This is a genomic window from Ferrovibrio xuzhouensis, assembly GCF_042648965.1.
Classification (GTDB): Bacteria; Pseudomonadota; Alphaproteobacteria; order Ferrovibrionales; family Ferrovibrionaceae; genus Ferrovibrio; species Ferrovibrio xuzhouensis.
On sequence record NZ_JBHRYJ010000001.1, the window covers coordinates 253,556 to 278,091 of the forward strand.

23 protein-coding genes are annotated in these 24,536 nt (G+C 67.1%); 9 read left to right on the forward strand and 14 right to left on the reverse strand.

Annotated features, from left to right (window positions below):
- Window positions 1–5: 5 nt before the first annotated feature.
- The 4 genes from ACFOOQ_RS01220 to ACFOOQ_RS01235 all read right to left on the reverse strand — a co-directional run bounded on the left by ACFOOQ_RS01220 (window position 6) and on the right by ACFOOQ_RS01235 (window position 3,861).
- Window positions 6–1,802: a M3 family oligoendopeptidase gene (locus ACFOOQ_RS01220; RefSeq protein WP_379720552.1), complete on the reverse strand. Its 1,797-nt coding sequence runs from the start codon at window positions 1,800–1,802 to the stop codon at window positions 6–8.
- 101 nt (window positions 1,803–1,903) lie between these two features.
- Entirely contained in the window at window positions 1,904–2,344 is a 441-nt protein-coding gene (locus ACFOOQ_RS01225) for a PaaI family thioesterase (protein WP_379720555.1), read from the reverse strand.
- Complete coding sequence (locus ACFOOQ_RS01230) at window positions 2,341–2,865, reverse strand: PaaI family thioesterase (protein ID WP_379720558.1); 525 nt, start codon at window positions 2,863–2,865, stop codon at window positions 2,341–2,343. The genes ACFOOQ_RS01225 and ACFOOQ_RS01230 overlap by 4 nt, the downstream gene beginning before the upstream one ends.
- Before the next feature lie 18 nt (window positions 2,866–2,883).
- A complete protein-coding gene (locus tag ACFOOQ_RS01235) occupies window positions 2,884–3,861 on the reverse strand; it encodes an NAD-dependent epimerase/dehydratase family protein (protein WP_379720561.1) in 978 nt (325 codons plus the stop codon).
- 191 nt (window positions 3,862–4,052) lie between these two features.
- Here ACFOOQ_RS01235 and ACFOOQ_RS01240 point away from each other — a divergent pair, with 191 nt between their 5' ends.
- A complete protein-coding gene (locus tag ACFOOQ_RS01240) occupies window positions 4,053–7,553 on the forward strand; it encodes an indolepyruvate ferredoxin oxidoreductase family protein (protein WP_379720564.1) in 3,501 nt (1,166 codons plus the stop codon).
- A gap of 137 nt (window positions 7,554–7,690) precedes the next feature.
- Complete coding sequence (locus ACFOOQ_RS01245; RefSeq protein ID WP_379720567.1) at window positions 7,691–8,584, forward strand: alpha/beta hydrolase family protein; 894 nt, start codon at window positions 7,691–7,693, stop codon at window positions 8,582–8,584.
- A gap of 79 nt (window positions 8,585–8,663) precedes the next feature.
- On the opposite strand, the gene ACFOOQ_RS01250 is transcribed toward ACFOOQ_RS01245, so the two are convergent.
- From ACFOOQ_RS01250 to ACFOOQ_RS01270, 5 genes are all read right to left on the reverse strand, one after another.
- The gene (locus ACFOOQ_RS01250) at window positions 8,664–9,083 is read right to left on the reverse strand and encodes a hypothetical protein (protein WP_379720570.1); all 420 of its coding nucleotides are present in this window, start codon (window positions 9,081–9,083) and stop codon (window positions 8,664–8,666) included.
- A gap of 4 nt (window positions 9,084–9,087) precedes the next feature.
- On the reverse strand, window positions 9,088–9,363 hold the full coding sequence (locus ACFOOQ_RS01255) for a DUF2312 domain-containing protein (protein ID WP_379720573.1): 276 nt from the start codon (window positions 9,361–9,363) through the stop codon (window positions 9,088–9,090).
- A 136-nt stretch (window positions 9,364–9,499) separates the two neighbouring features.
- Entirely contained in the window at window positions 9,500–9,814 is a 315-nt protein-coding gene (locus ACFOOQ_RS01260) for a DUF1244 domain-containing protein (protein WP_379720576.1), read from the reverse strand.
- Window positions 9,815–9,827: 13 nt separating this feature from the next.
- Window positions 9,828–10,970, reverse strand: coding sequence for a carboxylate-amine ligase (locus ACFOOQ_RS01265; protein ID WP_379720579.1), 1,143 nt, complete (start codon window positions 10,968–10,970; stop codon window positions 9,828–9,830).
- Window positions 10,971–10,994: 24 nt separating this feature from the next.
- Window positions 10,995–11,780, reverse strand: coding sequence for an N-formylglutamate amidohydrolase (locus ACFOOQ_RS01270; protein WP_379720582.1), 786 nt, complete (start codon window positions 11,778–11,780; stop codon window positions 10,995–10,997).
- Window positions 11,781–11,924: 144 nt separating this feature from the next.
- Between ACFOOQ_RS01270 and ACFOOQ_RS01275 the strand changes: the two genes are divergently transcribed.
- From ACFOOQ_RS01275 to ACFOOQ_RS01290, 4 genes are all read left to right on the forward strand, one after another.
- A complete protein-coding gene (locus ACFOOQ_RS01275) occupies window positions 11,925–13,199 on the forward strand; it encodes an NAD(P)-binding protein (protein ID WP_379720585.1) in 1,275 nt (424 codons plus the stop codon).
- A gap of 25 nt (window positions 13,200–13,224) precedes the next feature.
- Window positions 13,225–13,899, forward strand: a complete 675-nt coding sequence (locus ACFOOQ_RS01280; RefSeq protein ID WP_379720588.1) for a glutathione S-transferase family protein — start codon at window positions 13,225–13,227, stop codon at window positions 13,897–13,899.
- Between the two features lie 62 nt (window positions 13,900–13,961).
- Window positions 13,962–14,699: a hypothetical protein gene (locus ACFOOQ_RS01285; RefSeq protein ID WP_379720591.1), complete on the forward strand. Its 738-nt coding sequence runs from the start codon at window positions 13,962–13,964 to the stop codon at window positions 14,697–14,699.
- An 11-nt stretch (window positions 14,700–14,710) separates the two neighbouring features.
- Window positions 14,711–15,928, forward strand: coding sequence for an MFS transporter (locus ACFOOQ_RS01290; protein WP_379720594.1), 1,218 nt, complete (start codon window positions 14,711–14,713; stop codon window positions 15,926–15,928).
- 61 nt (window positions 15,929–15,989) lie between these two features.
- Here ACFOOQ_RS01290 and ACFOOQ_RS01295 read toward each other — a convergent pair whose 3' ends face one another.
- Window positions 15,990–16,826 carry a hypothetical protein gene (locus tag ACFOOQ_RS01295; protein ID WP_379720597.1) on the reverse strand — a complete coding sequence of 279 codons (837 nt, stop codon included), beginning with the start codon at window positions 16,824–16,826 and terminating at the stop codon, window positions 15,990–15,992.
- A gap of 153 nt (window positions 16,827–16,979) precedes the next feature.
- Between ACFOOQ_RS01295 and ACFOOQ_RS01300 the strand changes: the two genes are divergently transcribed.
- Genes ACFOOQ_RS01300 through ACFOOQ_RS01310 form a run of 3 tightly spaced genes read left to right on the forward strand, consistent with a single transcriptional unit; the run spans window position 16,980 to window position 21,232 of the window.
- Window positions 16,980–19,064: a 3-hydroxyacyl-CoA dehydrogenase NAD-binding domain-containing protein gene (locus tag ACFOOQ_RS01300; protein WP_379720600.1), complete on the forward strand. Its 2,085-nt coding sequence runs from the start codon at window positions 16,980–16,982 to the stop codon at window positions 19,062–19,064.
- 37 nt (window positions 19,065–19,101) lie between these two features.
- The gene (locus ACFOOQ_RS01305; RefSeq protein WP_379720603.1) at window positions 19,102–20,724 is read left to right on the forward strand and encodes a peptide chain release factor 3; all 1,623 of its coding nucleotides are present in this window, start codon (window positions 19,102–19,104) and stop codon (window positions 20,722–20,724) included.
- Window positions 20,702–21,232, forward strand: a complete 531-nt coding sequence (locus ACFOOQ_RS01310) for a flagellar basal body-associated FliL family protein (RefSeq protein WP_379720606.1) — start codon at window positions 20,702–20,704, stop codon at window positions 21,230–21,232. Before ACFOOQ_RS01305 ends, ACFOOQ_RS01310 begins: the two co-directional genes overlap by 23 nt.
- A gap of 9 nt (window positions 21,233–21,241) precedes the next feature.
- Here ACFOOQ_RS01310 and ACFOOQ_RS01315 read toward each other — a convergent pair whose 3' ends face one another.
- From ACFOOQ_RS01315 to ACFOOQ_RS01330, 4 genes are read right to left on the reverse strand one after another with little or no spacing between them, the layout of a single operon-like run.
- Entirely contained in the window at window positions 21,242–22,033 is a 792-nt protein-coding gene (locus tag ACFOOQ_RS01315) for a cyclic nucleotide-binding domain-containing protein (RefSeq protein WP_379720609.1), read from the reverse strand.
- A gap of 26 nt (window positions 22,034–22,059) precedes the next feature.
- Window positions 22,060–22,530: a hypothetical protein gene (locus ACFOOQ_RS01320; RefSeq protein ID WP_379720612.1), complete on the reverse strand. Its 471-nt coding sequence runs from the start codon at window positions 22,528–22,530 to the stop codon at window positions 22,060–22,062.
- A 47-nt stretch (window positions 22,531–22,577) separates the two neighbouring features.
- On the reverse strand, window positions 22,578–23,348 hold the full coding sequence (locus ACFOOQ_RS01325) for an aldo/keto reductase (protein WP_379720615.1): 771 nt from the start codon (window positions 23,346–23,348) through the stop codon (window positions 22,578–22,580).
- A complete protein-coding gene (locus ACFOOQ_RS01330) occupies window positions 23,339–24,532 on the reverse strand; it encodes an NAD(P)/FAD-dependent oxidoreductase (protein WP_379720618.1) in 1,194 nt (397 codons plus the stop codon). The genes ACFOOQ_RS01325 and ACFOOQ_RS01330 overlap by 10 nt, the downstream gene beginning before the upstream one ends.
- Window positions 24,533–24,536: the final 4 nt, after the last annotated feature.

A 24,536-nucleotide genomic window follows, 5' to 3' on the forward strand; every position in this document is an offset into this window, starting at 1 on the left:
CTTGCTTACGACAGCTGTTCCAGCTCGTCGATGAAGCCCGAGATGATGCCGAGCCCCTTCGACCAGAAGGCCGGATCGGAGGCATCGAGCCCGAAGGGCTGCAGCAGCTCCTTGTGGCGGAGCGTGCCGCCGGCCTTCAGCATGGCGAAATACTTCTCCTGGAAGCCGGCCTCGGCATCCTGGTAGCGGGCATAGAGCGCATTCACCAGGCAGTCGCCGAAGGCATAGGCGTAGACGTAAAACGGCGAATGGATGAAATGCGGGATGTAGCACCAGAAGCTGCTGTAGTCCGCATCGAAGCGGAAGGCCGGACCGAGGCTCTGCTTCTGCACGTTCATCCAGATCTCGCCGATGCGGTCGGGCGTCAGCTCGCCCTGGCGGCGGGCGGCATGGATGTCGCGCTCGAACTTGAAGAAGGCGGTCTGGCGGACCACCGTGTTCAGCATGTCCTCGACCTTGGACGCCAGCATGATCTTGCGGCGCTCGGGTCCCGCGGCATCGAGCAGCGCGCGGAAGGTGAGCTGCTCGCCGAACACCGAGGCCGTCTCGGCCAAGGTCAGCGGCGTGTCGGACATCAGCGGGCCCTGCTCGGCGGCCAGCAACTGATGGACGCCGTGGCCGAGCTCATGCGCCAAGGTCATCACGTCGCGCGTGCGGCCCTGATAGTTCAGCAGCAGGTAGGGATGCGCGCTCGGAACGGTCGGATGCGCGAAGGCGCCCGATGCCTTGCCCGGCCGCGCCGGCGCATCGATCCAGGCATTGTCGAAAAAGCGGCGGCCGAGATCGGCCAGCTTGGGCGAGAAGCGGCCATAGGCCTTGAGCACGATGTCCTGCGCCTCGTCCCAGCCGATGGTGCGGTCGGCATCTTCCGGCAGCGGCGCGTTACGATCCCACCAGGGCAGCTTCCTGGCGCCCATCCACCTGGCCTTCAGCTTGTAATAGCGGTGCGACAGCTGCGGATAGGCGGCGGTGACCGCATCGGTCAGCGCATTGACGACTTCCGGCTCGACGCAGTTGGACAGATGGCGATAGGCCTCCGGCGTCGGATATTTGCGCCAGCGGTCCTCGATCTCCTTGTCCTTGGCGAGCGTGTTGGTGATCAGCGCGAACAGCCGGATATTCTCGCGGAAGACCTTGGCCAGCGCCTTGGCCGCCTTGCGCCGCGTCGCGGCATCCTTGTCAGACAGCTTGTGCAGCACCTGCTCGGCGGTCAGCTTCTCGCGGCCCCAGGGAAAGCGCAGGCCGGACATCGTCTCGTCGAACAGCCGGTTCCAGGCGGCATGGCCCGACACGGCTTTCTCGTGCAGCAGCTGCTCCAGCTCGTCATTGAGCTGGTGATCGCGGAACAGCCGCAGGTCGCGCAGCCAGGGGCGGTAATGCGCAAGCTTCGCCGAGGCGGCGAATTTCTGTTCGAGATCAGCCTCCTCGATACGGTTCAGCTCCAGCGTCAGGAACAGCAGCCTGGTGCCGATGTCGTTCAGCTTTTCCTGCATGTCCTGGTAAAAGCCGGCGATCTTCGGGTCGGCCATGTCGCCGGCATAGGACAGCGAGGCATAGGAATACATCCGGCCGGTCAGGTCATGCAGCTGTTCGTAGTCGGCGATCAGGGCGGCGAGATCGTCGCCGGACAGGCCCGCCACCTTGCCCTTGTGCTGCTGTTCCATCGCGGTGGCGCGCTCGGCCACCTGCGCCAGATCCTGCTTCAGCGCGGCCGAATCGAGACCGGGATAGAGATCGTTCAGATCCCAGACCGGCAGGGCGCCGAGATCGTTGGCGACAGCAGCGGCAGCGGGGGAAGCCATGATGCACCTCTTGTTTGTAACGGCTTTAATATATGGGGCCCACGGCGGCATTTGCCAGCCCGCTGCGGCACCGGGACGCGCCCTGTCGCAGATAAAAACCCTCAGGTCAGCAGGAAATGCGCGTGGGCGGCCGCCACCGGGCGGGCCGGGTCGTCCTGCCAGGCCTCGGCGCGCACATTGGCGATGCGCCGGCCATGCTTGGTGATGGTCGCCCTGGCAAAGGTCTCGACCGGCCGCGCCGAGCGCAGGTAATCGACCTGCAGGTCGATGATCTTGGGGATCGCATCGGTCTCGGCCGCCCAGATCAGCTGCACGATGGCGGCCGATTCCAGCAGCGCGCCAACCACGCCGCCATGCAGGGCCGGCAGCCGCGCATTGCCGATCAGCTTCGGGTCGGCGGGCAGCACGCAGAGCAGCGCGCCGTCATCGTCTTCGCGCATGGTCAGGCCGAGGAAGCGGAAATACGGCACGGTCCTGAGGAAGACGTCGAAGCTTTTCGCGGCCCGCGCCTCGGCGATCAGGGCAGACAGGTCGAGGCTCATGATGCCGCGCCCTTCACGGCATTCCGGACGGCGTCCTTCGCCACCGGCGGCCTGTCGGACGAGCCGATCATGAAGGTGGCAAGGCAGTTGGCGACCCAGTCGTCGGGCGCCTCCGGGTGGTAGGCGCGTGCCCGCACGAAGGCGATCGAGCGGGTCAGCCGGTAGCATTCGGCTGTCGCATACAATTCTTTCTCGGCCAGGGCAGGCTTGAGATAGTCGATGCGCAGGTCGAGGGTGGCGATGGCCTGCAGCTGCTGGAGCGCGGCGAAGACCGCCATGCCGCTGACGGTATCGACCAGCGAGGTCACCGCGCCGCCATGCAGCACGCCGCTGACCGGATCGCCGACCAGATCGGGATTGTAGGGCAGCGACAGGGTGACGCCGTCATGGCCGATAGCCACCACCTTGATGCCGAGCGCGGCGCAGTGGGGAATGCCCTTCAGCACGATGGCCTCGACCACCTTGGGATCGACCCCGGCGGGATCGATCTTCGGCAGGGCACTGTCGGGCTGTTCGCTCACGGCATCATACCTTGTGGCTCAGACCTTGTGGTACCGGCGGTACCACTCGACGAAACGCGGGATACCGATCTCGATCGGCGTGGTCGGGGCGAAGCCGAGATCGCGGCTGATCGCCGAAATGTCGGCATAGGTGGCCTTCACGTCGCCATCCTGCATCGGCAGCAGCTGTTTCTCGGCCTTGCGCCCGATGGTCTGTTCAAGAATCTCGATCATCCGCAGCAGGGCCTCCGGCTTATTGTTGCCGATATTGTACAGCCGGTACGGCCGGCCCGCCTCGTTGGGCGGCGGCGGATTGTCGAGCACGCGGATCACCCCGTCGACGATGTCGTCGATATAGGTGAAGTCGCGCTGCATGTCGCCGTGGTTGAACACCTGGATCGGTTTCCCCTCGAAGATCGCCTTCGTGAAGATATAGAGCGCCATGTCCGGACGCCCCCAGGGGCCGTAAACCGTGAAAAATCGCAAACCGGTCTGCGGAAAGCCGAACAGATGCGCATAGGCATGGCTGATCAGCTCGTCGGCCTTCTTGGTGGCGGCATAGAGCGAGACCGGCGAATCGACCCGGTCCTCGACGGCAAACGGCAGCTTGGTGTTGCCGCCATAGACCGAGGAGGACGACGCATAGACGAAATGCTCGCAGTTCGGCAGATGCCGCGCCAGTTCCAGCATCACGGTATGGCCCATCACGTTGGCGCGGATATAGGCGTAGGGATTGACCAGCGAATGACGCACTCCCGCCTGCGCCGCCAGATGAATGATGCGGCGCACATCGGCATTGCCGACGGCCGCCTTCACAGCCTCGGGCTCGGCGATATCGACCTCGAAAAATGTGAACCCGTTCCGGCCGCGCAATTGTTCGAGTCGTGCGCGCTTCAGCGCCGGATCGTAATAATCGTTCAGATTGTCGAGTCCAATCACCTCCTCGCCACGCGCCAGCAAGACCTGCGCGACATGGAAACCGATGAAGCCTGCGGCACCGGTGAGAAGGATCGCCATATAACTGTTGTCCGGAAAAGATCAGGATCAGGTTGACTACCTGCCGGTATCTACCAGAATCACTTGAAAGAGCAACCGGCCCCGACCACCCGCACCGCCCCCGGGAATTTCTCTCGACCATTCGGGACCGCCGGCCTATAATTAGGTCAGCATTGCTTACCTAATTGGTGGCGGCTCAAGGAGGAAACCGGATGCTGGCGAATGTCACGCTGGACGACAAGTACACCCTGGAAAAGGGTCGCGTGTTCCTGACCGGAACCCAGGCGCTGGTGCGCCTGCCGATGCTGCAGCGACAGCGCGACCTCGCCGCCGGCCTGAATACCGCCTGCTTCATCTCCGGTTACCGTGGCTCGCCGCTCGGCCTGTTCGACCAGCAGCTCTGGAAAGCCCGCAAGTTCCTCAAAGCCAATCACATCGAATTCCAGCCCGGTGTGAACGAAGACCTCGCCGCCACCGCGGTCTGGGGCAGCCAGCAGCTCAACCTGTTCCCCGGCGCCAACTACGATGGCGTCTATTCGATCTGGTACGGCAAGGGCCCCGGCGTCGACCGTTCGATGGATGTCTTCAAGCACGGCAATTCGGCCGGCACATCGCAACATGGCGGCGTGCTGGCGCTCTGCGGCGACGACCATGGCGCCGCCTCGTCGACGGTGGCGCATCAGTCCGAGCACATGATGATGGCCGCGATGATGCCGATGCTCAATCCGGCCAATGTCCAGGAATTCCTCGATTACGGCCTGCTCGGCTGGGCGATGTCGCGCTACGCCGGCGTCTGGGTCGGCTTCAAGTGCCAGACCGAGACGGTGGAGAGCGCCGCCAGCGTGTCGATCGACCCGCAGCGCCTGCAGATCCAGTATCCCGATTTCCAGATGCCGCCGGGCGGCCTGAACATCCGCTGGCCGGATGCCATCCTCGAACAGGAACTGCGCCTGCAGCAGTACAAGGTCTATGCCGCGCTGGCCTTCGCCCGCGTCAACAAGATCGACCGCATCGTCATCGACAGCCCGAAGCCGCGGCTCGGCATTATCACCACCGGAAAATCCTATCTCGACGTACGCCAGGCCTTCGACGATCTCGGCATCGACGAGGCACTGGCCGCCGAACTCGGCATCCGCCTCTACAAGGTCGGCATGGTCTGGCCGCTGGAACGCGAGGGCGCCCGCCAGTTCGCCGAGGGCCTCGAAGAGGTTCTGGTGGTCGAGGAAAAGCGCGCCGTCATCGAGAACCAGCTCAAGGAGCAGCTGTATAACTGGAACGAGCAGGCCCGCCCGCGCGTGGTCGGCAAGTTCGACGAGACCGGCGAATGGCTGCTGCCCTCTTCGGGCGAACTGTCGCCGGCCATCGTTGCCCGGGCGATCTACAAGCGCATCCGCAAGTTCCACACCAACGCCCGCATCGAGGAGCGCATCGCCTTCCTCGAACAGCAGGAGGCCGAACGCGCCGCCGCGGCCGGCACCACCAAGACCCAGCGCCAGCCCTATTTCTGCTCGGGCTGCCCGCACAACACCTCCACCCGGGTCCCCGAGGGCAGCCGCGCGGTGGCCGGCATCGGCTGCCATTTCATGTCGCTGTGGATGGACCGCTCGACCGCCACCTTCACCCAGATGGGCGGCGAAGGCGTGCCGTGGGTCGGCCAGGCGCCGTTCACCGACGAGAAGCATATCTTCGCCAACCTCGGCGACGGTACCTATTTCCATTCCGGCCTGCTGGCGCTGCGCGCCTCGATCGCCGCCAAGGTCAACATCACCTACAAGATCCTGTTCAACGACGCCGTGGCGATGACCGGCGGCCAGCCGCATGACGGCCAGCTGACCCCGCCCGCCATCACCAAGCAGGTCTACGGCGAGGGCGTGAAGAAGATCATCGTCGTCACCGACGAACCGGACAAATATCCGGTCGGCACCGACTGGGCGCCGGGTGTCACCATCCGTCACCGCGAGGAACTCGACGCCGTGCAGCGCGAGCTGCGCGAGATCGAGGGCTGCACCGTGCTGCTCTACGACCAGACCTGCGCGGCAGAGAAGCGCCGCCGCCGCAAGCGCGGCACCTTCCCCGATCCGGACAAGCGCGCCTTCATCAACGACGCGGTCTGCGAGGGCTGCGGCGATTGTTCGGTGAAGTCGAACTGCGTCTCGGTCGAGCCGCTGGAAACCGAACTCGGCCGCAAGCGCAAGATCAACCAGTCGTCCTGCAACAAGGACTTCTCCTGCATCAACGGCTTCTGCCCCAGCTTCGTCACCGTGCATGGCGGCCGGGTCAAGCGGGCGAGGGTCGCGCCGCGCAAAGGACCTGGTCCCGAGGACATGGAGGCCCGTTTCGCCGGGCTGCCGGCGCCGGAAACGCCGGCGCTCGACCAGCCCTACAACATCCTGATCACCGGCATCGGCGGCACCGGCGTGGTGACCATCGGCCAGATCCTCGGCATGGCCGCGCATCTGGAAGGTTACGGCACCTCGGTGCTCGACTTCACCGGGCTGGCGCAGAAGAACGGCGCCGTGCTCAGCCATGTGCGGATCGCGAAGACACCCGAGGACATCCATGCCGTGCGCGTCGCCGCCGGCGGTGCCAGCCTGCTGCTCGGCTGCGACATGGTGGTGGCGTCGGGCGATGCAGCACTTGAAAAGGTGCATCGCGGCGTCACCCGCGCGGTGATCAACACGCATATGACGCCGACCGCGGCGTTTACGCTCAACCCCGACCTCAAGTTCGACGACAACGGCATGGTGCAGGCGATCCGCAAGGCCGCCGGCGAGAACCTGTCGGAATTCCTCGAAGGCACCCGCATCGCCACCGCGCTGATGGGCGACGCCATCGCCACCAACATGTTCATGCTGGGCTATGCCGTGCAGCGCGGCCTGGTGCCGGTGTCGCTGGAAGCATTGCTGAAGGCGATCGAACTGAACGGCACCGCCATCGACAGCAACATCCGCTCGCTGAACTGGGGCCGGCTCTATGCCCAGGACCCCAAGGCGGTGGAAGACATTGCCCGCCCGGCCATGCCGCCGGCCGAGCTGCAGACATTTGCCAAAACCGTCGACGAACTGCTGGCCGACCGCAGCAAACGCCTGGTCGGTTACCAGAACCAGGCCTATGCCGATCGCTACGCGGCGCTGGTCGAAAAGGCCCGCGCCGCCGAGGCGACAAAGGCCAAGGGCATGACCGGCTTTGCCGAGGCAGTCGCGCGCTATGCCTACAAGCTGATGGCCTACAAGGACGAGTATGAGGTCGCGCGGCTCTATACCGACGGCGCTTTCCTGAAGAAGCTGAACGCCCAGTTCGAGGGCGACTTCAAACTCAGCTTCCATCTGGCGCCGCCGCTGACCAACCGCGCCGACCCGACGACCGGCGAGGCGAAGAAAAGCGAGTTCGGTCCCTGGATGCTGCGCGCTTTCGGCCTGCTGGCCAAGCTGAAGGGCCTGCGCGGCACGGCGTTCGACGTCTTCGGCTACACGGAAGAGCGCAAGCTGGAGCGCCAGCTGATCGCCGACTACTTCGCGCTGGTGGAGGAACTCTGTGCCGGGCTGAACACCGGGAACCATGCCCTCGCCATGCAACTGGCCAGCATCCCGGAGGACATCCGCGGCTACGGCCATATCAAGCTGCGCAGCCTGACGGCGGCGCGGACGAAATGGGCAAAGCTGCTGGACACCTTCCGCGCCCCGCCGGCGCCGATGGCCAGCGCGGCAGAGTAAGTCACCCAAAAAACCCGAAGGCGGCCGGGCCCGGATAAGGCCCGGCCGTTTTTTTTGCCTGTGCCGCCACGGCATGCCGCTGCGGTATTACCGGAAAGGTCATTGCCAGACCGGCAGGCCCATGGCCTGATCGCGCCATGACCGATGCCACGCCGATCCAGGACGCCACCGCGCCCGAGACCATTGCGCCCGAAACCGTTGCGCTGCAGCGCGCCGAAGGCACCGCCTTTGCGCTGTCGGTGTTTCCCGCCGTTGATCCGGCCGCACCGGCGATCCTGATCGAGCCGGCCATGGGCGTGCAGGCCGGCTATTACCTGAAGCTCGCCGGCGCCCTGTGTGCCGCCGGCTACAACACCGCCATCGCCGAACTGCGCGGCCATGAAGCCCATGGCGGAAAGCGCCCTGGCTGGGACTATGATTTCGGCTATCACGAGATGCTGCACGAGGACTGGCCGCAGGCGGTCGCCGCCGTGAAGGCGCGCTTTCCGGCTGCGCCCTGCTATCTGCTCGGCCACAGCCTCGGCGGCCAGATCAGCTGTCTTTACGCTGCCGCCTATCCGGGCCAGGTTGCCGGCCTGATCCTGATCGCCTGTTCGTCCGTGCACTGGCGGCTCTGGCCGCGCGCCTTCCTGCCCTACAGCCAGATCATCGGCGTCACCGGGCGGCTGATCGGACATTTCCCCGGCCAGCGCTTCCGCTTTGCCGCCCGCGAGGCGCGCACCGTGATGCGCGACTGGGCGCGGCAGGCACGCACCGGCCATTTCCGCTTCGGCCGGCCGCGCGTCGATTACGAGGACAAGCTCGCCGCCGTCACTCTGCCCGCCATCGGCATCTCGTTCACCACGGATTTCTTCGCCACCCGCCGGGCCATGGACGGCCTGCTCGGCAAACTGCCGCACTTGCGGCTGGAGCGGCACCACCTCGATCCCAAGGCGCTCGGCTTCGAGAAGATCGACCATTTCCGCTGGGCACGCCAGCCGGCCATCGTGCTGCCGCTGGTCAAAGCCTGGCTGGAGAAACAGCAGCGCTGAAGCCCGTGGATGCTCGGGTCAAGCCCGAGCATGACGATTTACCCCCCGCGGACTTGATCCGAAGGCCCATGGCCGATGATCAGCGCCCCTCGTAGCATTTCACGTCGGTGCGCTCGCCGCTGTCCATATTGGGATCCGGCCGGCGGTAGATCTCCATGGTGCCGCGGTTGCGCAACTTGCATTCGCCGAGCGGCACCCAGGAGGAGCGCAGTGTCACGATGATATGCTCGCCGGGCTTGAGCCGGTCGGGTGCGCAATAGCGCATCACCTCGCGCGGCTTCACGCCGACCGTGCTGCGGGCACGGCCCTCGCGGCGGATCGAGATCGGCCAGTTGTATTCGGTGAGATTGGCCACCGAGATGCAGGCTTGGGCATCGTCGGTGACGATGCCGGGCGTAATATTGGGAATGCCGGGGCCCTGCTGGGCCAGCGCCGCCGGAGCCGCGAGCAGCAGCAGCACGGCCGCCGCGCCGGAAACCGGTCCGGAGCGGCGCCGCATCTGCCTACTCCGCGGCCTGCGCGTCGGTCTGCATGCCGAGCGCATCCATGTAGACCTGCAGCAGGCTTTCCTGCTCGGCCAGTTCGGCACGGTCGAGCTTGCGCAGCCGGATCACCTGGCGAAGAATCTTGACGTCGAAGCCATGTGCCTTGGCCTCGGCATAGACTTCCTTGATGTCGTCGGCGAGTGCCTTCTTCTCTTCCTCGAGCCGCTCGATGCGGGCGACCAGCTGGTTCAGCTGGTCGGCGGAGAAGTTGCCGGAGATCAGTTTGGTGGCCATGGATGAACCTCGAAGACAGGCGTTATGCGTTGGCGCGGATTATAGTCGCGGTCGCCGCCGCTCCAACCGCCGCACCAGACTTATCCACAGGAATACGCCTGCTGTGGACAACTCCGCGCCAAATGCGAACCTGGCTTCAGTGCTGGTGCGCCTTGCTCGACTCGGCGAAGGCCTTCTGCTGCTCCGGGCTGGCGTCCTTCTGGTATTTCGCCTGCCACTCGGCATAGGGCATGCCGTAGACGGTTTCACGCGCCGCCATCTTGTCGATCTCGATGCCCTGCGCCTTCGCCGCATCCTGGTACCAGTTGCTCAGGCAGTTGCGGCAGAAGCCGGCCAGATTCATCAGGTCGATATTCTGCACGTCGGTGCGCTCGCGCAGATGTTCGAGCAGGCGGCGGAAGGCGGCAGCCTCAAGCTCGGTACGGGTCTGGTCGTCGATCGGTTCGGCCATGGCAGCCTCCTGTTCACGCGGGGATTTCGAAATTCACGGTTTCGGCGATCAGCCAGTCGACTACGGCGCGCAGCGCCGCAGCCTTGTCCATCCCGTCATTTAGCGCGGCGCGGTAGACTTGCAACTGTCGCTGGGCCGAGGTGCCGCGGCTGAGAATGCCACGTGCCCGCCGGATTTCCGCCAGGCAGCCGAGCTGCAGCGCCTCTTCCGCCGTCAGCTCGATCAGTTCCTCCAGCAAACCGGCATAGGGCAGGGCCTCGCCCTTGCCGAAATCGACCAGCGGCCCGGCGGTGCCATAGCGCTGGGCGAGCCAGCGGTTCTCGTCGATCAGGGTGTTGGCATAGACGCGCCAGCGCTGGTTCTTCTGGCGCAGCCGCAGCAGGGTGGCAAGCAGACAGCGGTACAGCGCGGCGATGCTGAGTCCGTCATCGAGCCGCGTACACACGTCGGTTACCCGCATCTCCAAGGTCGGATAGCGCGACGACGGCCGGATGTCCCACCACAGCTTGCTGGCATCGTCGATCAGGCCGGCCTGCATCAGGCGACTGACCATGCGCTGGTATTCGCCCCAGGATTCGAAGCGTTCCGGCAGGCCGGTGCGCGGCAGGCTGTCGAACACCGACAGGCGGTAGGATTGCAGGCCGGTTTCCTCGCCCTGCCAGAACGGCGACGAGGTCGACAGCGCCAGCAGATGCGGCAGGAAATAACTGACCTGGTTCATCAGGTCGATGCGCAGGTCCTCGTCGGGGATACCAATATGGACATGCATGCCGCAGATGATCAGGCGCCGTGCCACCCCGGCGAGATCCTTGGCCAGCCGGTCGTAGCGTTCCCGTTCGGTATGGCGCTGGTCGCTCCATTTGGCAAAGGGATGCGTGGAGGCGGCAATCGGCGCGAGGTCATGCTTCGCCGCCACGCCGGCCACCGCCTGACGCAGGCCGACGAGATCGGTGCGCAGGTCGGCGAAATCACGGCTGACCTTGGTCGAGACCTCGATCTGGCATTTGAGGAATTCCGGATTGACCTGGCCACCGGCCAGGCTTTCGCATTCGGCCAGCATCGCCGCCGGCGGCTCGACGGCAAGATTGCCGCTGCCGCGCTCGACCAGCAGGTATTCCTCCTCGATGCCGATGGTGAAATCGGCGGCGCTCAGCATCGCGGGCTCCGTTCTTGCGGGACTTCAGGCGGCACAGGCACCGCGCAATCCGATACCGGCAGTATCCAGCATGCGGCGGAAGCAGCGGTCGAGCCGTTCGGCCCAGGCGGCGATCTCGGCATCGCTGCCGACGGTGTCCTGGCGGATCTCGATCATCACATGGTGCAGGCTGCGGTCCTGCCCGTGATGCAGGATCGAAAAACCGGATTCGGTGCGGCCGCTGTAGGGTTCGTTATCGCCGACCACGAGGTCGCCCTCGTCACGCAGCGCACGCAGCAGCGGCGCCGCCAGCCGGTCGTCGCGGTCCCAGACCACGCCGATATGCCAGGGACGCACCGACGGGCGGACACGCAGGCTGGGCGTGAAACTGTGCACCGACAGCAAGGCCGTGACCGGATGGCGCGCCTGCACGGCGGCCTGTACGGCGTCGACCGCCTGGTGGTAGGGCCAGAAATAATGATCCAGCCGGCGCTGGCGCTCGGCCGCATCGATGGCCTGGTTGCCCGGCACCGGGGTGCCGTCGCTGGTTGCGCAGATCAGCGCCGCATCGTCCGGCTGCCGGTTGCAGTCGATCAGCAGCCGGGACCAGCCGGCCAGCACCGCCGGCGCATCCAGCAGGGCCGACAGCCGCTCGGTGATCGCCGCGGTGCCCGGGTCCCAGCCGATATGACGCTGCAGCTCGGCCTCGGGCAGGCCGAGATTGTCCATCCCGCCCGGCACGGCGCGGCTGGCATGGTCGCAGATCAGCACGACCGGTGCGGCGCCGTCGGGATTGAGGACGCGGAAGCTGGCGGGGTCGGGAGCGGTCATCGGGCGGGTTCGGCAGAATGCTTCAGGTGTGAAACGGTCACGGGGTGCGAAACAGTCAAGGTTTCCGGGCCGGCAGGTTTGATCGGCCCGGCAGGCTGCTTTAAGCTTGCGGCATCCTTTGGGCAATATAAACGAAACAAGGCCGTGCTGCACCATATCGCCATTGTCGGCAGCGGTCCCTCGGGACTGTTCTGCGCCGACGCCCTGCTCCGCCAGCGTCCCGACCTCAAGATCGACGTGTTCGACCGGCTGCCGACCCCTTACGGCCTGATCCGGTTCGGCGTCGCGCCCGACCACCAGGGCACCAAGGCGGTGACCCGGCAGTTCGACCGGCTGTTCGGCGGCGGGTCGCTCCGCTTCGTCGGCCATGTGGCGGTCGGCACCGACCTGCCGCTCGCCCGCCTGCTTGAGACCTACGATGCCGTGGTGCTGGCGCTCGGCGCCCATGCCGACCGGCCGCTCGGGGTGCCGGGCGAGGAGCTGGCCGGCCGCTACGGCTCGATGGCTTTCGTCGGCTGGTATAACGGCCATCCGGATTTCCGCGATCTCGCTCCCCTGCTCGACCGGCCGGCGGCGGCCGTGATCGGCCAGGGCAACGTGGCGGTCGACATCGCCCGCGTGCTCGGCAAGACCGCGCAGGAAATGGCCGCCAGCGACCTGACCGCCCATGCCATGACCGCGATCGGCGGCGCCGCGCTCAGCGACATCTACATGATCGGCCGGCGCGGCCCCATCGAGGCGAGTTTCACCAGCGCCGAACTCGCCGAGCTCGGCCGGCTGGAAAACCTGCGCCCGGTGGTGGCGAAAGCCGACCTGCCGGACAACATCCCCGCCGGCCTCGACCCCGCCGAGGCGCGGGTGAAGGAAAAGAACCTGTTGCTGCTGCATGAATTCGCCGCCCGCGATGACGAGAAGCCGGTGAAGCTGCATTTCGTCTTCCACCGTGCGCCGGAAGCCGTGCTCGGCAGCGGCCGGGTCGAGGCCCTGAAGCTGAAAGGCAGCGAGGCACCGCTCGCCGCCGGCACCGTGGTCAGCGCCATCGGCTATCGCACCGAGACCCAGGGCGACCTGCCGCGCGCCAGCGAGCGCGGCGTGCTGGCCAATGAGGAAGGCCGCATCGCCCCGGGCCTCTATGTGGTCGGCTGGGCCAAGCGCGGCCCGAGCGGCACGATTCCGACCAACCGCGCCGAAGCCAAGGCGGTGGCCGACCGCATCCTCGCCGACTTCAACGGCGACGAGACTCCGGCCAAGGCCGGCAGCGATGCCATCGACGCCATGCTGAAGCAGCAGGGCCTGACCGCCATCGACTGGAGCGGCTGGAAACGCATCGAGGCGGCCGAAGCCGCGGCGGCGCGCCAGGGCAGCCCGCGCGAGAAGCTGGCCGACTGGACCGGCCTGCGCCAGGCGGCGGCCGGCTGACCGGCCGGCGGAAAGGCGACACCCCATGCGGCTGTTTAATCTCGATGCCTCGCCGTTTGCCGCCCGCGTCCGCATCCTGCTGCGCGTAAAAGGCACCAGCATCGAGATGGTCGCACCGCCCGGCGGCGCGTCCTCCGCCGAGTTCCGGGCGATCACGCCGCTCGGCAAGGTGCCGGCGCTGGCGCTCGACGACGGCCGCGTGCTGCCGGAATCGGAAGTCATCTGCACCTATCTCGACGGTGCCCTGCCCGGTCCGCCGCTGTGGCCGGCCGAGCCGGCCGAACGGGCCGATGTCGCGCTGATCACCCGTCTGGTCGACCTCTATGTGGCGCCGGGCATGATTGTCTTCTTCAAGCTGCTGTTCACCGACCCCGGCAACCGCGCCGCGCTGGCGGCGATGCTGCCCGAGATGGCGCGCGGCCTGAAATACCTCGACCTTTATGTGGCGCCTGACAGCCATGCCGCACACCGGCGCATCAGCCAGGCCGACTGCGCGCTGGCACCGATGCTGCTGTATGTCGCCGAGGTGCTGCCCATGGTGACCGGCGACAGCCTGCTGGAAAAACGGCCCAACCTGCTGGCCTACTGGCAGGCGGTGCAGGCCGAGCCGCATATCGCGCCGGTGCTGGCGGAGATGCGCGCCGCGCTGAACAAATACGGGAAAATGCTGCAGGCCATGCAGCAGTCGGCCCAGCAATGACCGCTGCCGCGCCGCCGGGCGGCCGCGGCAGGCATGACGACACGGACCGGAAGGATCGGGGCATGGCGCTCTGCAGCGACGCAGCCATGGTGCTGTACTATGACATTGCCGGCGATACCGCCGACCACGACGACTGGCACAGCTACGAACACATGCACGAACGGCTGTCGGTGCCGGGCTTCGTGCGGGCGACACGCTGGGTGGCGACGGCCGGGGCGCCGCGATACATGGTCATCTACGAGGTCACCGGTACCGGCATGGCCACCGCGCCAGAATACCTGGCGCGGCTGAACAACCCGACGCCCTGGACCGGCGCGATGATGCCGCGCTTTCGCGGTATGGTGCGCGGCTTCTGCACAGTGGCGGCCGGTGCCGGCTTCGGCCTTGGTCATGCGGCGCTGTCGCTGCGGTTCACGCCCGTCGCGGGTGGGGAGGCCGCGCTCGGCGACTGGCTGGCCCGGGATGTCCTGCCGGCGATGGCCTCGCGGCGCGGTATGGCCGGCATCCACCTGCTGCAACCGGCACCGCCGCCGCCGATGACGAAGGAACAGGCGCTGCGCGGCGCGGACACGCCGATGAGCTGGCTGCTGCTGGCCACCGCCTATGATCCGGACGCCCTGCAGCGCGCCGCTGCCGAACATCTCGATACGGCCGCGCTGGAGCGCGCCGGCGCCGCACCGGAGATCGTCACCGGCCGTTATGCGCTGCATTACACGGCAACGGCGCTGGAAGCCGCCCGGATGCCGGCCAATCCGCCACTGCAGCCGGACCGGCACCGCGATGCCGGCGTGCGGCGCTAAGGACAGTGACGATGACCGATCACCCCGCACCGCCTGCCGCCCTGCCCGTCTGGTCGGTGCTGACCGCCACGCTGACCACCCAGTCGCTGACCACGCTGTGTGCGCTGGCGCTCTCCGCCGTGGCACCGAAGGCGGCGGCCGATCTCGGCGTCGGCCCGGCGCTGGTCGGCTATCAGGTCAGCCTCGTCTATACCGGCGCCGTGATCTCCTCGCTGGTCGGCAGCGGTTTCGTGCACCGGCTGGGTGCCACCCGCACCAGCCAGATCGCCCTGTGGCTGGCGGCGGCCGGCTGCCTGCTGTCCAGCCTCGGCAGCCTGCCGGCGCTGGCGGTCGGCGCCTTCATCATCGGGCTCGGCTACGGCGGCACCAATCCGGCCGCCTCGCATCTGCTGGCCCGCGTCAACAGCGGCCGTCACATGAACCTGATCTTCTCGATCAAGCAGTGCGGCGTGCCGGTCGGCGGCATGCTGGCCGGCCTGCTGATCCCGCCGATCACGCTGGCGATCCACTGGCGCGCCGGCCTGATCACCTGCGCCCTGCTGGCCATGGCGGTCAGCGCCGGCCTGATGCTGTGCCGCGCCGGCTGGGACGGCGACCGCCAGCGCGCGGCGCGGCTGTTCCTGTCACCGCTGGCCGGCCTGCGGCTGATCTGGCAGCACCATATCCTGCGCTGGCTGGCACTGTGTTCCTTTGCCTTCTCGGCCGTGCAGCTCAGCCTGATCAGCCTGCTGGTCACCTATCTGGTCACCGAGGTGCAGCTCAGCCTGGTCACCGCCGGCGGCCTGCTCGCCATCGCCCAGATCTCCGGTGCCGCCGGCCGCATCGGCTGGGGCTGGCTGGCCGACCGGCTGCGCTCGGGCTCGAAGGCGCTGATCCTCAACGGCCTGCTGGCCGCCGTCGCCGCGGTCGTCACGGCGCTGGTCACCGTCGACTGGCCCTGGCTGTGGATTGCCGTCCTGGTTGCCGTGTTCGGCTTCTGCGCCGTCGGCTGGAACGGCGTGTTCATCGCCGTGATCGCCCGCCAGGCGCCGCGCCAGAGCATCGGGCTGGCCACCGGCGCCACGCTCAGCATCACCTTTGCCGGCGTCATCGTCGGCCCGTCAGGCTTTGCCGCGCTGCATGACGGCCTCGGCCTGAGCTATGCCCATGGCTACATCCTGATGGCGGTGATCACCCTGGTCGGCGTCTGGTGCATGGTGGAGGCGCGCAAGGGGATTCCGCCGCGCTGACGCGCTTGGGGGATTCCACCGCGCTGATCCAGTTGGGGGGATTGCGCCGCGATGATGCCGCCTACAGGTCGCCGATGCGGAAATTGAGCTGCAGGGTCTTCGGGTAGCCCGTGGCATCCGGCGGCATATGGAACGGCTGGGCCAGCCGCATGGCGCGCAGGAAGGTTTCAATGGCGGTGCGGAAAGCCGCCGCCTCGGGGATGCGCGCAATCTCGTCCCAGTTGTTGACCATGGCGTGGATGTCCCACGGGTCGTTCTTGCCGAACGGCGGCGCCAGCATCCCGTTCGGCAGCACCTTGTATTGGCCGTAGATCTGAATGTCGCGGAACTTCGGCGCATCGAAATCGATCACCCAGGCGGACACGATCTGGCTGAGGAAAAAATCGCTTTCCGACTGCGTCATCGCCTTGCCGGTCGGGCCGGCGGCGCTGCCGGCGCCGGCCGCGCGGTTGCCGGCCTCGGCCCGACGCTGCGGTTCGGCCTTCAGGGGCGGCGCGGTCTTCGGCCCTGGTCCGATGGTCTGCGGCTTCGGCGGTACCGCCTGCGGCGTCTCGGCCGACGGCAGCTGTCGCCGCGCCCGGTCGCCCGGCGAGGGCGGTGCCTCGGATTTCTCGGCCAGCGGCGCGCGCTGCAACTGTGGCGTCGAGGGCGGCGGCAGCGGGATCGGCGCCGGCTGGGCCTGGGCCGGTGGCGGCTTCTCGGCCGCGGCCGGCTTCGGCGGCTCGGCCGGTTTCGGCGCGGCGGATTTCGGCGCCTCCGGGAACACCATGCTGATTTCCTGCGGTTCCGGCGGTTTGGCGATCCGCCAGGTCCACGGCTCGGCCACCAGGATCGCCACCAGCAACAGATGCAGCAGCAGCGACGCCGCCAGCGCCCAGTGCAGGCGGCGGTCATCCAAATTATTTTGCGGGCTTACCGAAAAGGCGCTCATACCAAAGACTTAGCGCTGCCGTAACGGCAGGCCAAGGCTTTTGCCGGCAATTTGATGCTCCGCTATAACCGGAGGAGCCGGGCGCCCAGGGGCCGGCCAGTACAGAACCGGGAGAGAAACGTGACCGATCCAGTCCTTTATGCCGTCCGCGACGGCATCGCCGTCCTGACCGTGGAAAACCCGCCGGTCAACGCGCTGAGCCAGGGCGTACGCGCCGGCCTGATCGCCGGCCTGGACAAGGCCGATGCCGATCCGGCGGTCAGCGCCGCCGTCATCATCGGCGGCGGCCGCACCTTCATCGCCGGCGCCGATATCAAGGAATTCGGCAAGCCGCCGACGCAGCCCTATCTGCCCGACGTGCTGAAGCGCATCGAGGCGATGAAGAAGCCCGTGGTCGCCGCCCTGCACGGCACCGCGCTCGGCGGCGGTTTCGAAGTGGCGCTGACCTGCCACTGGCGCGTCGCCATCGAGGCGGCCCAGGTCGGCCTGCCGGAAGTGAAGCTCGGCGTCATCCCCGGTTCCGGCGGCACCCAGCGCCTGCCGCGCCTGATCGGACCGAAACTCGCCCTCGACATGATCGTGCCGGGCAACCCGATTCCGGCGAAAAAGGCCCATGATCTGGGCATCATCGACCAGATCGTCGCCGGCGACCTGCTGGACGGTGCCGTTGCCTTCGCCAAGACCGTCGTTGCCGAAAAGCGCCCGCTGCGGCTGGTGCGCGACATGAACGACAAGGTCAGCAACGTCGATCCGGCTGTGTTCGAGGACTACCGCAAGTCCATCGCCCGCAAGGCCAAGGGCTTCCTCGCCCCGTGGCGCTGCATCGATGCCGTCGAGGCGGCAACCAAGCTGCCGATCGACGAGGGCCTGCTGAAGGAACGCGAGTATTTCTTCGAATGCATGGACAGCCCGCAGCGCAAGGGGCAGATCCACGCCTTCTTCTCCGAGCGTGAGGCGGCCAAGATTCCCGACCTGCCCGCCGACGTGCAGCCAAAGCAGATCGCCTCGGCGGCCGTGCTCGGCGCCGGCACCATGGGCGGCGGCATCGCCATGAATTTCGCCAATGCCGGCATCCCGGTGAAGATCCTCGACATGTCGCAGGAAGCCCTGTCGCGCGGCCTTGGCGTGATCGAGAAGAACTACGCCACCTCGGTCGCCCGCGGCAGCATGTCGCAGGCCGCCATGGACCGGGCGATGAAGCTGATCACCGGCACCCAGCAGTTCGAGGATATCGGCCAGGCCGACATCGTCGTCGAGGCGGTATTCGAGGAAATGGGCGTCAAGAAGGACGTCTTCGGCAAGCTCGACACGGTGATGAAGCCGGGCGCCGTGCTGGCGACCAATACCTCGACCCTGAACATCGACGAGATCGCCGCCGCGACCAAGCGGCCGCAGGACGTGATCGGCACGCATTTCTTCAGCCCGGCCAATGTCATGAAGCTGCTGGAGAATGTGCGCGGGGCGAAGTCCTCGCCGGAGACCATCGCCACCGTGATGGCGCTCGGCAAGACGCTGAAAAAGGTTTCGGTGCTGGCCGGCAACTGCGATGGCTTCATCGGCAACCGCATGCTGCATGGCTACCTGCGCGAAGCCAACTTCCTGCTCGAGGAAGGCGCCCTGCCGCAACAGGTCGACAAGGCGCTGGAGGACTTCGGCCTCGCCATGGGGCCGTTCCGCATGGGCGACCTCGCCGGCCTCGATGTCGGCTGGCGCATCCGCAAGGGCAAGGCGCATCTGCGGCCCGCCGACGAGCGCTATTCGCCGGTCGCCGACCGGCTGTGCGAACTGGGCCGTTTCGGCCAGAAGACCGGCGCCGGCTTCTACAAATACGAGGGCCGCGACGCCATCCCGGACCCGGCGACCGAGGAGATCATCCTGGCCTCGGCCAAGGAGCAAGGCATTGAACGCAGGGCGATTTCCGACGAGGAGATCGTCCGGCGCTGCATGTATCCGCTGGTCAACGAGGGGGCGAAAATCCTCGAGGAGGGCATCGCCATCCGGGCCAGCGACGTCGACATCGTCTACCTTTTCGGTTATGGCTTCCCGGTCTATCGGGGCGGGCCGATGTTCTGGGCCGAGCAGATCGGCCTCGACAAGGTGCTCGCCACGATCCGCGGCTTCCACAAGATCCACGGCAAGTTCTGGGAACCGGCCAAGCTGCTGGTGCAGCGCGCCGAAGCCGGCAAGGGGTGGAACGACCGCTGAAGACGGGTTTTCGCTTCAGAGGATACGCAAGAGTTCGATGTCTGAACCTGCTGTCGCAATTCCGGGCGCCCCAGAATCGGACTCTGGCCCCATCGGCGCCCGGCGTACGTTTGCCATCATCGCGCATCCGGACGCCGGCAAGACCACGCTGACCGAAAAGCTGCTGCTGTTCGGCGGCGCCATCCATCTGGCCGGCGCCGTCAAGGCGCGCGGCGAGAGCCGGCGCGCGCGCTCCGACTGGCTGAAGATCGAGCAGCAGCGCGGCATCTCGGTTTCCACCTCGGTGATGAATTTCGAATACCAGGGCTGGACCTTCAACCTGCTGGACACGCCGGGCCACGAGGATTTCAGCGAGGATACCTATCGCACGCTGACCGCGGTCGACAGCGCGGTGATGGTGCTCGATGCCGCCAAGGGCATCGAGACGCAGACCCGCAAGCTGTTCGAGGTGACCCGGCTGCGCGACATGCCGATCATCACCTTCGTCAACAAGATGGACCGCGAGAGCCAGGACCCCTTCGCCCTGCTCGACGAGGTCTCGTCGACCCTGGCGCTCGACTGCGTGCCGGCCAACTGGCCGGTCGGCATGGGCCATGATTTCAAGGGCTGCTACGACCTGTTCACCGGCCGCCTGCTGATCACCGGCAAGGAGAACAAGAACCTCGAGCCGGAAGTCATCATCCTGGAAAAGGGCCTCGACGATCCGCGCGCCGCCGAGTTGCTGCCCGCGGCCCAGCTCGCCAAGCTGCGCGAGGATATCGAGCTGATCCAGGTCGGCTATCCGGAATTCGACACCGAAGCCTATCGCCAGGGCCACATGACGCCGGTCTATTTCGGCACCGCGCTGAAGAATTTCGGCGTCGACGAACTGCTGAAAGGCCTGGGCAATTTCGCGCCGCCGCCGCGGCCACAGCCGGCCGAGGGCCGCATGGTATTGCCGACCGAGAAACCGGTCACCGGCTTCGTGTTCAAGGTGCAGGCCAACATGGACAAGAACCACCGCGACCGGGTGGCTTTCCTGCGGCTCTGCTCGGGCCACTTCAAGCGCGGCATGAAACTGAAACAGGTGCGCAGCGGCAAACCGATCACGGTCAGCAACCCGACCCTGTTCTTCGCCCGCGACCGGGCGCTGGCCGACGAGGCCTGGCCGGGCGACATCATCGGCATCCCCAACCACGGCACGCTGCGGGTCGGGGACACGCTGAGCGAGTCGGAAGACCTGCGCTTCACCGGCATCCCGAATTTCGCCCCGGAAATCCTGCGCCGCGTGCGGCTCGGCGATCCGATGAAGGCCAAGCACCTGCAGCGCGCGCTGGAAGACCTCGCCGAGGAAGGCGTCACCCAGGTGTTCCGGCCGCGCATCGGCGCCGACTGGATCGTCGGCCTGGTCGGCCCCCTTCAGCTTGACGTTCTCGCGGCACGGCTGGCCGAGGAATACAACCTCGAGGTCGGCTTTGAGCAGGCGCCCTACGAAACCGCGCGCTGGATTTCCGGCGCGACGGCCAAGGATCTTGACGAATTCCTCGCCCAGAACCGCGGTACCATTGCCGACGACCGCGATGGCGCCCCGGTATTCATGGCTCGCAATGCCTGGGAACTGTCCTATATTGAAAAAAAGTGGGACAGGATTCATTTCCATGCGACACGCGAACGCTCGTGATCTTCAGCGGCGCCGGCAACTGCTGCTGGCCCTGCTCGGCCTGACCCTGCTGGGCACGGCGCCGCTGTCCGCGCTGGCCGCCGAGAAAGGCGAGGGCGAAGGCGCCGCTGCAAAAGGCGGCGAGAAGCCGGAAAAGAAAAAGAAGAAACAGGGCGAAGGCGAGCCGATCCCCGAGCCGCCGATCAATTCGCCGCAACTGATTGTCGAGGCCGTCACCGCCCCGGTGCTGCCCTCGGGCACCGTCATCATGACGCTGACCGTCGACTGCGGCACGGTGGAAAATGCCCGTGCCGTCAACGCCATGATGCCGCGGGTCTACAATGCCGTGATCATGGAACTGAACCGCGAACCGCTCGGCACCAACGGCCGGGTCACCGACCGCGACCTCGAACCGCTGAAAAGACGCCTGCTGGTGCGGATCAACCGCGCACTGCAGGGCGGGCCGCAGGTCTCCGGCGTCTATGTCCGCAGCCTGCAGGAAGTGCCCGGCCGCACCGGCAGCCGCTAACCCTGCCCGCTAGCTCTGCATGGCCAGGCCGGTCACCCCGGCCTGTCTCAGCATCACCGCGCCATAGATGCGCATCAGCGCCCGCACCACCGGCGGGCAGGCATTCAGCACGGCCGTCAGGTTGCTGGCATTGATGATCTCGCAGGCCGAAGGCTCGCGGGCGATTGCGGTGGCCAGCCGGGTATTGCCGCTGAGCAGCGACAACTCGCCGAAGACTTCGCCGGCACCGACGCTGCGCAGCATCTTCTGGGTGCCGTCCGGCTGCTCGCTCAGCAGCTCGATGCGGCCCGACTGCACCAGAAACGCCGAATAGCCGGCCTGACCGGTGCGGAAGATCACATCGCCCATCGCATAGACCTTGCGGTCGAGCACCCGCATGGCGTTGCGCTCCGACAGGATCGGCGCCGCCATGTCGCCGCTGCCGGACGCCGCCGTGCCGCCGGCCGGCGTGACGATGCCCTGGGCATGGCGGATATTGCGGATGTAGGTCTGCAGCAGGAAGCGGGCCAGCGGCGGCGAGGCCTCGAGTGCGCGGTCGAGCGCCGCACCGGTGATGCGGCGGCAGGCGGTCGGCTCGATCGCCACCACGCTGGCCGAGCGCGGCGCCGGATCGATCAGCGCCATTTCGCCGACCACGCCGCCCTCGCCCAGTTCCGCCAGCCGCACCTTGCTGTCGTTGACGGTGCGGAAGACCTCGACCTTGCCCGACAGGATCAGGTAGCAGAAAGCTCCCGCCTCGCCCTCCCGGATCAGGGTGGCACCGCGCCCGAAACTGAAATCCTGCTCGCCTGTCTCGCTCATCGCATCCTGCTTTTTGCCGTTGCCTTTCAGTCGTCGTGGGAGAACAGGATGGCCTTGGCCCGGATGTCGTCGATGCTGGCCATCAGGTCGTCGATGCGGCCCTCGATCTTCTGGGCCACCTGACGTGCCGTCGCCAGTTCCTCCTCGACCGCCTGCAGCATGGCCTGGCGCGCCGCGCCGATCACCGCGCCGTTCGGCTGGGCCGGAAAGCTGATGCATTTGGCGGCGAAGCGGCGCACCGCCGAGGCGCTTGGCAGCCGACCCAGCACAAGCTGTGCCGGCAAGGCCACCACCTGCCAGACGCCATTGGCGGCATAGACCGCAAAATCGCCCTTGCGGAAGCCGGCCACCATGGTGCCGTCACTGCCGGGCCGCAGCACATCGGCGGCCTCCCAGCCATAGGCAACCAGTTCCTCTGCGCCGGCCGTCTGGTCGCGAGCCGCCTCGTCGAGGGTGCCGTCATGATCGGCGTCTTGCTGCTGTCCTGACTCGTCCATCGGTTCTCCACGCATGGCCCGCAGGCCATGCCCCCTGTTCTTACCTGCTACCGGCCGCCCTGCGGCATCACAGCTGCGGCATTGGCGCGCAGATTCTCGCGCGACAATGTGCCCACGACAATCCCGGAGACACCGGGCAGGCCGGCGATTTCCGCCAGCGCCGCGGCCGGATCGGCAGCATGGCCGCTGGCCAGCGCCTTCTTGACCAGCACGCCGCGACCGGCCCGGGCGGCGGCGGCGATCACCGGCGCCTCGTCGCGATGGCCCGGATTATAGGAGACCATCAGCAGATCGGTATGATCAAGCATATGCAGGCCGCCCGCCACGGTTTTTCCCGAGAAGCCGGTGGCCCGCAATTTTCCCTGTCTTTTCAAGCGCTCAAGCCGCTCCGCCGCCGGCAGGAAGCGGTCGCCGGCCTCGTCCTCGCCGTCGGAATGCAGCAGCACCGCATCGAGATAGTCGGTACGCAGCCGCCGCAGGCTCTCGTGCACCGAGGCCTCGATGGCGTCAGGTGCAAAATCGAAGCGCGATTGACCACCCTCGAACCACTCGCCGGCCTTGCTGACGATCACCCAATCCTCGCGCCGCCCCGGCAGCAAGGCGCCGAGCCGCTGCTCGCTCACGCCATAGGCCGGTGCGGTATCGAGCAGGTTGACGCCGAGCGCGCGCGCCTCTTCCAGCAGGGCGATCACCGCTCCGTCATCGGGCAGATCGAAATCGCGCGGATATTTCATCCCGGCATTGCGGCCGAATTTCACCGTGCCAAGCCCGAGCAGGCTGACCGAGATGCCGGTGCGACCCAGCGGCCTCATTTCCATGACGCGCACTCCCAGGGCGGCGGCGCGATGCCGGGGGCCGGCCAGTCGCCAGGCGGCGCCGCGGTCGCGCCTGACGGCGGCGGCAGCTCGGCCAGCACCAGATCGGCCAGCTGCGGCGCCAGCGCCAGCTTGGTCGGCCAGGCAAGCCAGACCCGGCCCGCATGATGGAGGACCGGGCCGTCCGGCTTGCGGCCATCGGCAGTGGCACCCTCGGCGCGGTCGACCCGCAGCCCGGCGAAACGGCTGTTCGAGAAATCGGCACCCGGCAACAGCATGGCGAATTCGGCGCGTGCGGCAGCGATCAGGGATGCCTCATCCTGCGCCACGCCGGTCTCGGCCAGCAGGCCGCCGACATACCAGACCAGCGTGCCATCGCCGCGCCGGTGGGTGGTGATGGTCACCCTTGGCTTGTCGCTGGCATCGAAGCAATGCGCCCACAACGGCCCCGGCGCATTGTCGATCATCAGCATGTGCAGCGGCCGTAGCTGCGCCGTCGCCGCCGGCAGACCAAGCCCGGCCAGCATATCGGCATTGCCGGCGCCGCCGGTCACCACGGCATGGCGGGCCAGCAGCGTCCGATGGCTGCCATCGGACAATGCGACATCAAGGGTGGCTCCAGCTTCGTCCTGCGACCGCAACGCAACGCGGCCCTGCCGGATCAGGGCCTGTCGCGGCGCGGCCAGCGCCTGCAAAAGCTGCGGCACGTCGAGCACCATCTCGTCCAGCGCATAGACGGCGGCAACATGGTCGGGATCGCGCAGCACCGCCGGCCAGTCGGCCGGCTGCAAGGCGTCGACGCGGCCGCGCAGCAGCTTGCTGCCGAAGAAACCGGCGATGCGGCTGCCGAGCGTACGCCGGGTCCAGAACAGGTGGCGTGCCGCCGCCGGTTGCAGGCCGCCGAGGTCGACCTCGCCGCGACCATCGAGGCAGGCGCGCCAGCGCGCCGGCATGTCGGCCAGCGCGTCGCTGGCGGCATTCAATTTGAGGTCGAGGGCATATTTCAGGCCGCCATGGATGATACCCTGCGAGGCCAGCGTCTGGCCGCCGCCGAGCCCATCGGCCTCGACCAGCACGGCGCCGTAACCCTTTGCCTGCAGGCGGGCCAGCAGCCACAGGCCAGCGATGCCGCCGCCGACCACCGCAACATCCACCTGCGGGACATCAACCTGCGGCGTGGCCCCCATCGCA

Bases quoted from the DNA above. Each gene is read 5' to 3' on its own strand.
- ACFOOQ_RS01315 (WP_379720609.1), bottom strand. From the start codon at position 22,033: ATGAGCGAGACAGGCGAGCAGGATTTCAGTTTCGGGCGCGGTGCCACC.
- ACFOOQ_RS01250 (WP_379720570.1), bottom strand. From the start codon at position 9,083: ATGCGGCGCCGCTCCGGACCGGTTTCCGGCGCGGCGGCCGTGCTGCTG.
- ACFOOQ_RS01310 (WP_379720606.1), top strand. From the start codon at position 20,702: ATGCGACACGCGAACGCTCGTGATCTTCAGCGGCGCCGGCAACTGCTG.
- ACFOOQ_RS01260 (WP_379720576.1), bottom strand. From the start codon at position 9,814: ATGGCCGAACCGATCGACGACCAGACCCGTACCGAGCTTGAGGCTGCC.
- ACFOOQ_RS01320 (WP_379720612.1), bottom strand. From the start codon at position 22,530: ATGGACGAGTCAGGACAGCAGCAAGACGCCGATCATGACGGCACCCTC.
- ACFOOQ_RS01235 (WP_379720561.1), bottom strand. From the start codon at position 3,861: ATGGCGATCCTTCTCACCGGTGCCGCAGGCTTCATCGGTTTCCATGTC.
- ACFOOQ_RS01330 (WP_379720618.1), bottom strand. From the start codon at position 24,532: ATGGGGGCCACGCCGCAGGTTGATGTCCCGCAGGTGGATGTTGCGGTG.
- ACFOOQ_RS01290 (WP_379720594.1), top strand. From the start codon at position 14,711: ATGACCGATCACCCCGCACCGCCTGCCGCCCTGCCCGTCTGGTCGGTG.
- ACFOOQ_RS01225 (WP_379720555.1), bottom strand. From the start codon at position 2,344: ATGAGCCTCGACCTGTCTGCCCTGATCGCCGAGGCGCGGGCCGCGAAA.
- ACFOOQ_RS01285 (WP_379720591.1), top strand. From the start codon at position 13,962: ATGGCGCTCTGCAGCGACGCAGCCATGGTGCTGTACTATGACATTGCC.
- ACFOOQ_RS01265 (WP_379720579.1), bottom strand. From the start codon at position 10,970: ATGCTGAGCGCCGCCGATTTCACCATCGGCATCGAGGAGGAATACCTG.
- ACFOOQ_RS01305 (WP_379720603.1), top strand. From the start codon at position 19,102: ATGTCTGAACCTGCTGTCGCAATTCCGGGCGCCCCAGAATCGGACTCT.
- ACFOOQ_RS01240 (WP_379720564.1), top strand. From the start codon at position 4,053: ATGCTGGCGAATGTCACGCTGGACGACAAGTACACCCTGGAAAAGGGT.
- ACFOOQ_RS01220 (WP_379720552.1), bottom strand. From the start codon at position 1,802: ATGGCTTCCCCCGCTGCCGCTGCTGTCGCCAACGATCTCGGCGCCCTG.
- ACFOOQ_RS01325 (WP_379720615.1), bottom strand. From the start codon at position 23,348: ATGGAAATGAGGCCGCTGGGTCGCACCGGCATCTCGGTCAGCCTGCTC.
- ACFOOQ_RS01245 (WP_379720567.1), top strand. From the start codon at position 7,691: ATGACCGATGCCACGCCGATCCAGGACGCCACCGCGCCCGAGACCATT.
- ACFOOQ_RS01270 (WP_379720582.1), bottom strand. From the start codon at position 11,780: ATGACCGCTCCCGACCCCGCCAGCTTCCGCGTCCTCAATCCCGACGGC.
- ACFOOQ_RS01255 (WP_379720573.1), bottom strand. From the start codon at position 9,363: ATGGCCACCAAACTGATCTCCGGCAACTTCTCCGCCGACCAGCTGAAC.
- ACFOOQ_RS01280 (WP_379720588.1), top strand. From the start codon at position 13,225: ATGCGGCTGTTTAATCTCGATGCCTCGCCGTTTGCCGCCCGCGTCCGC.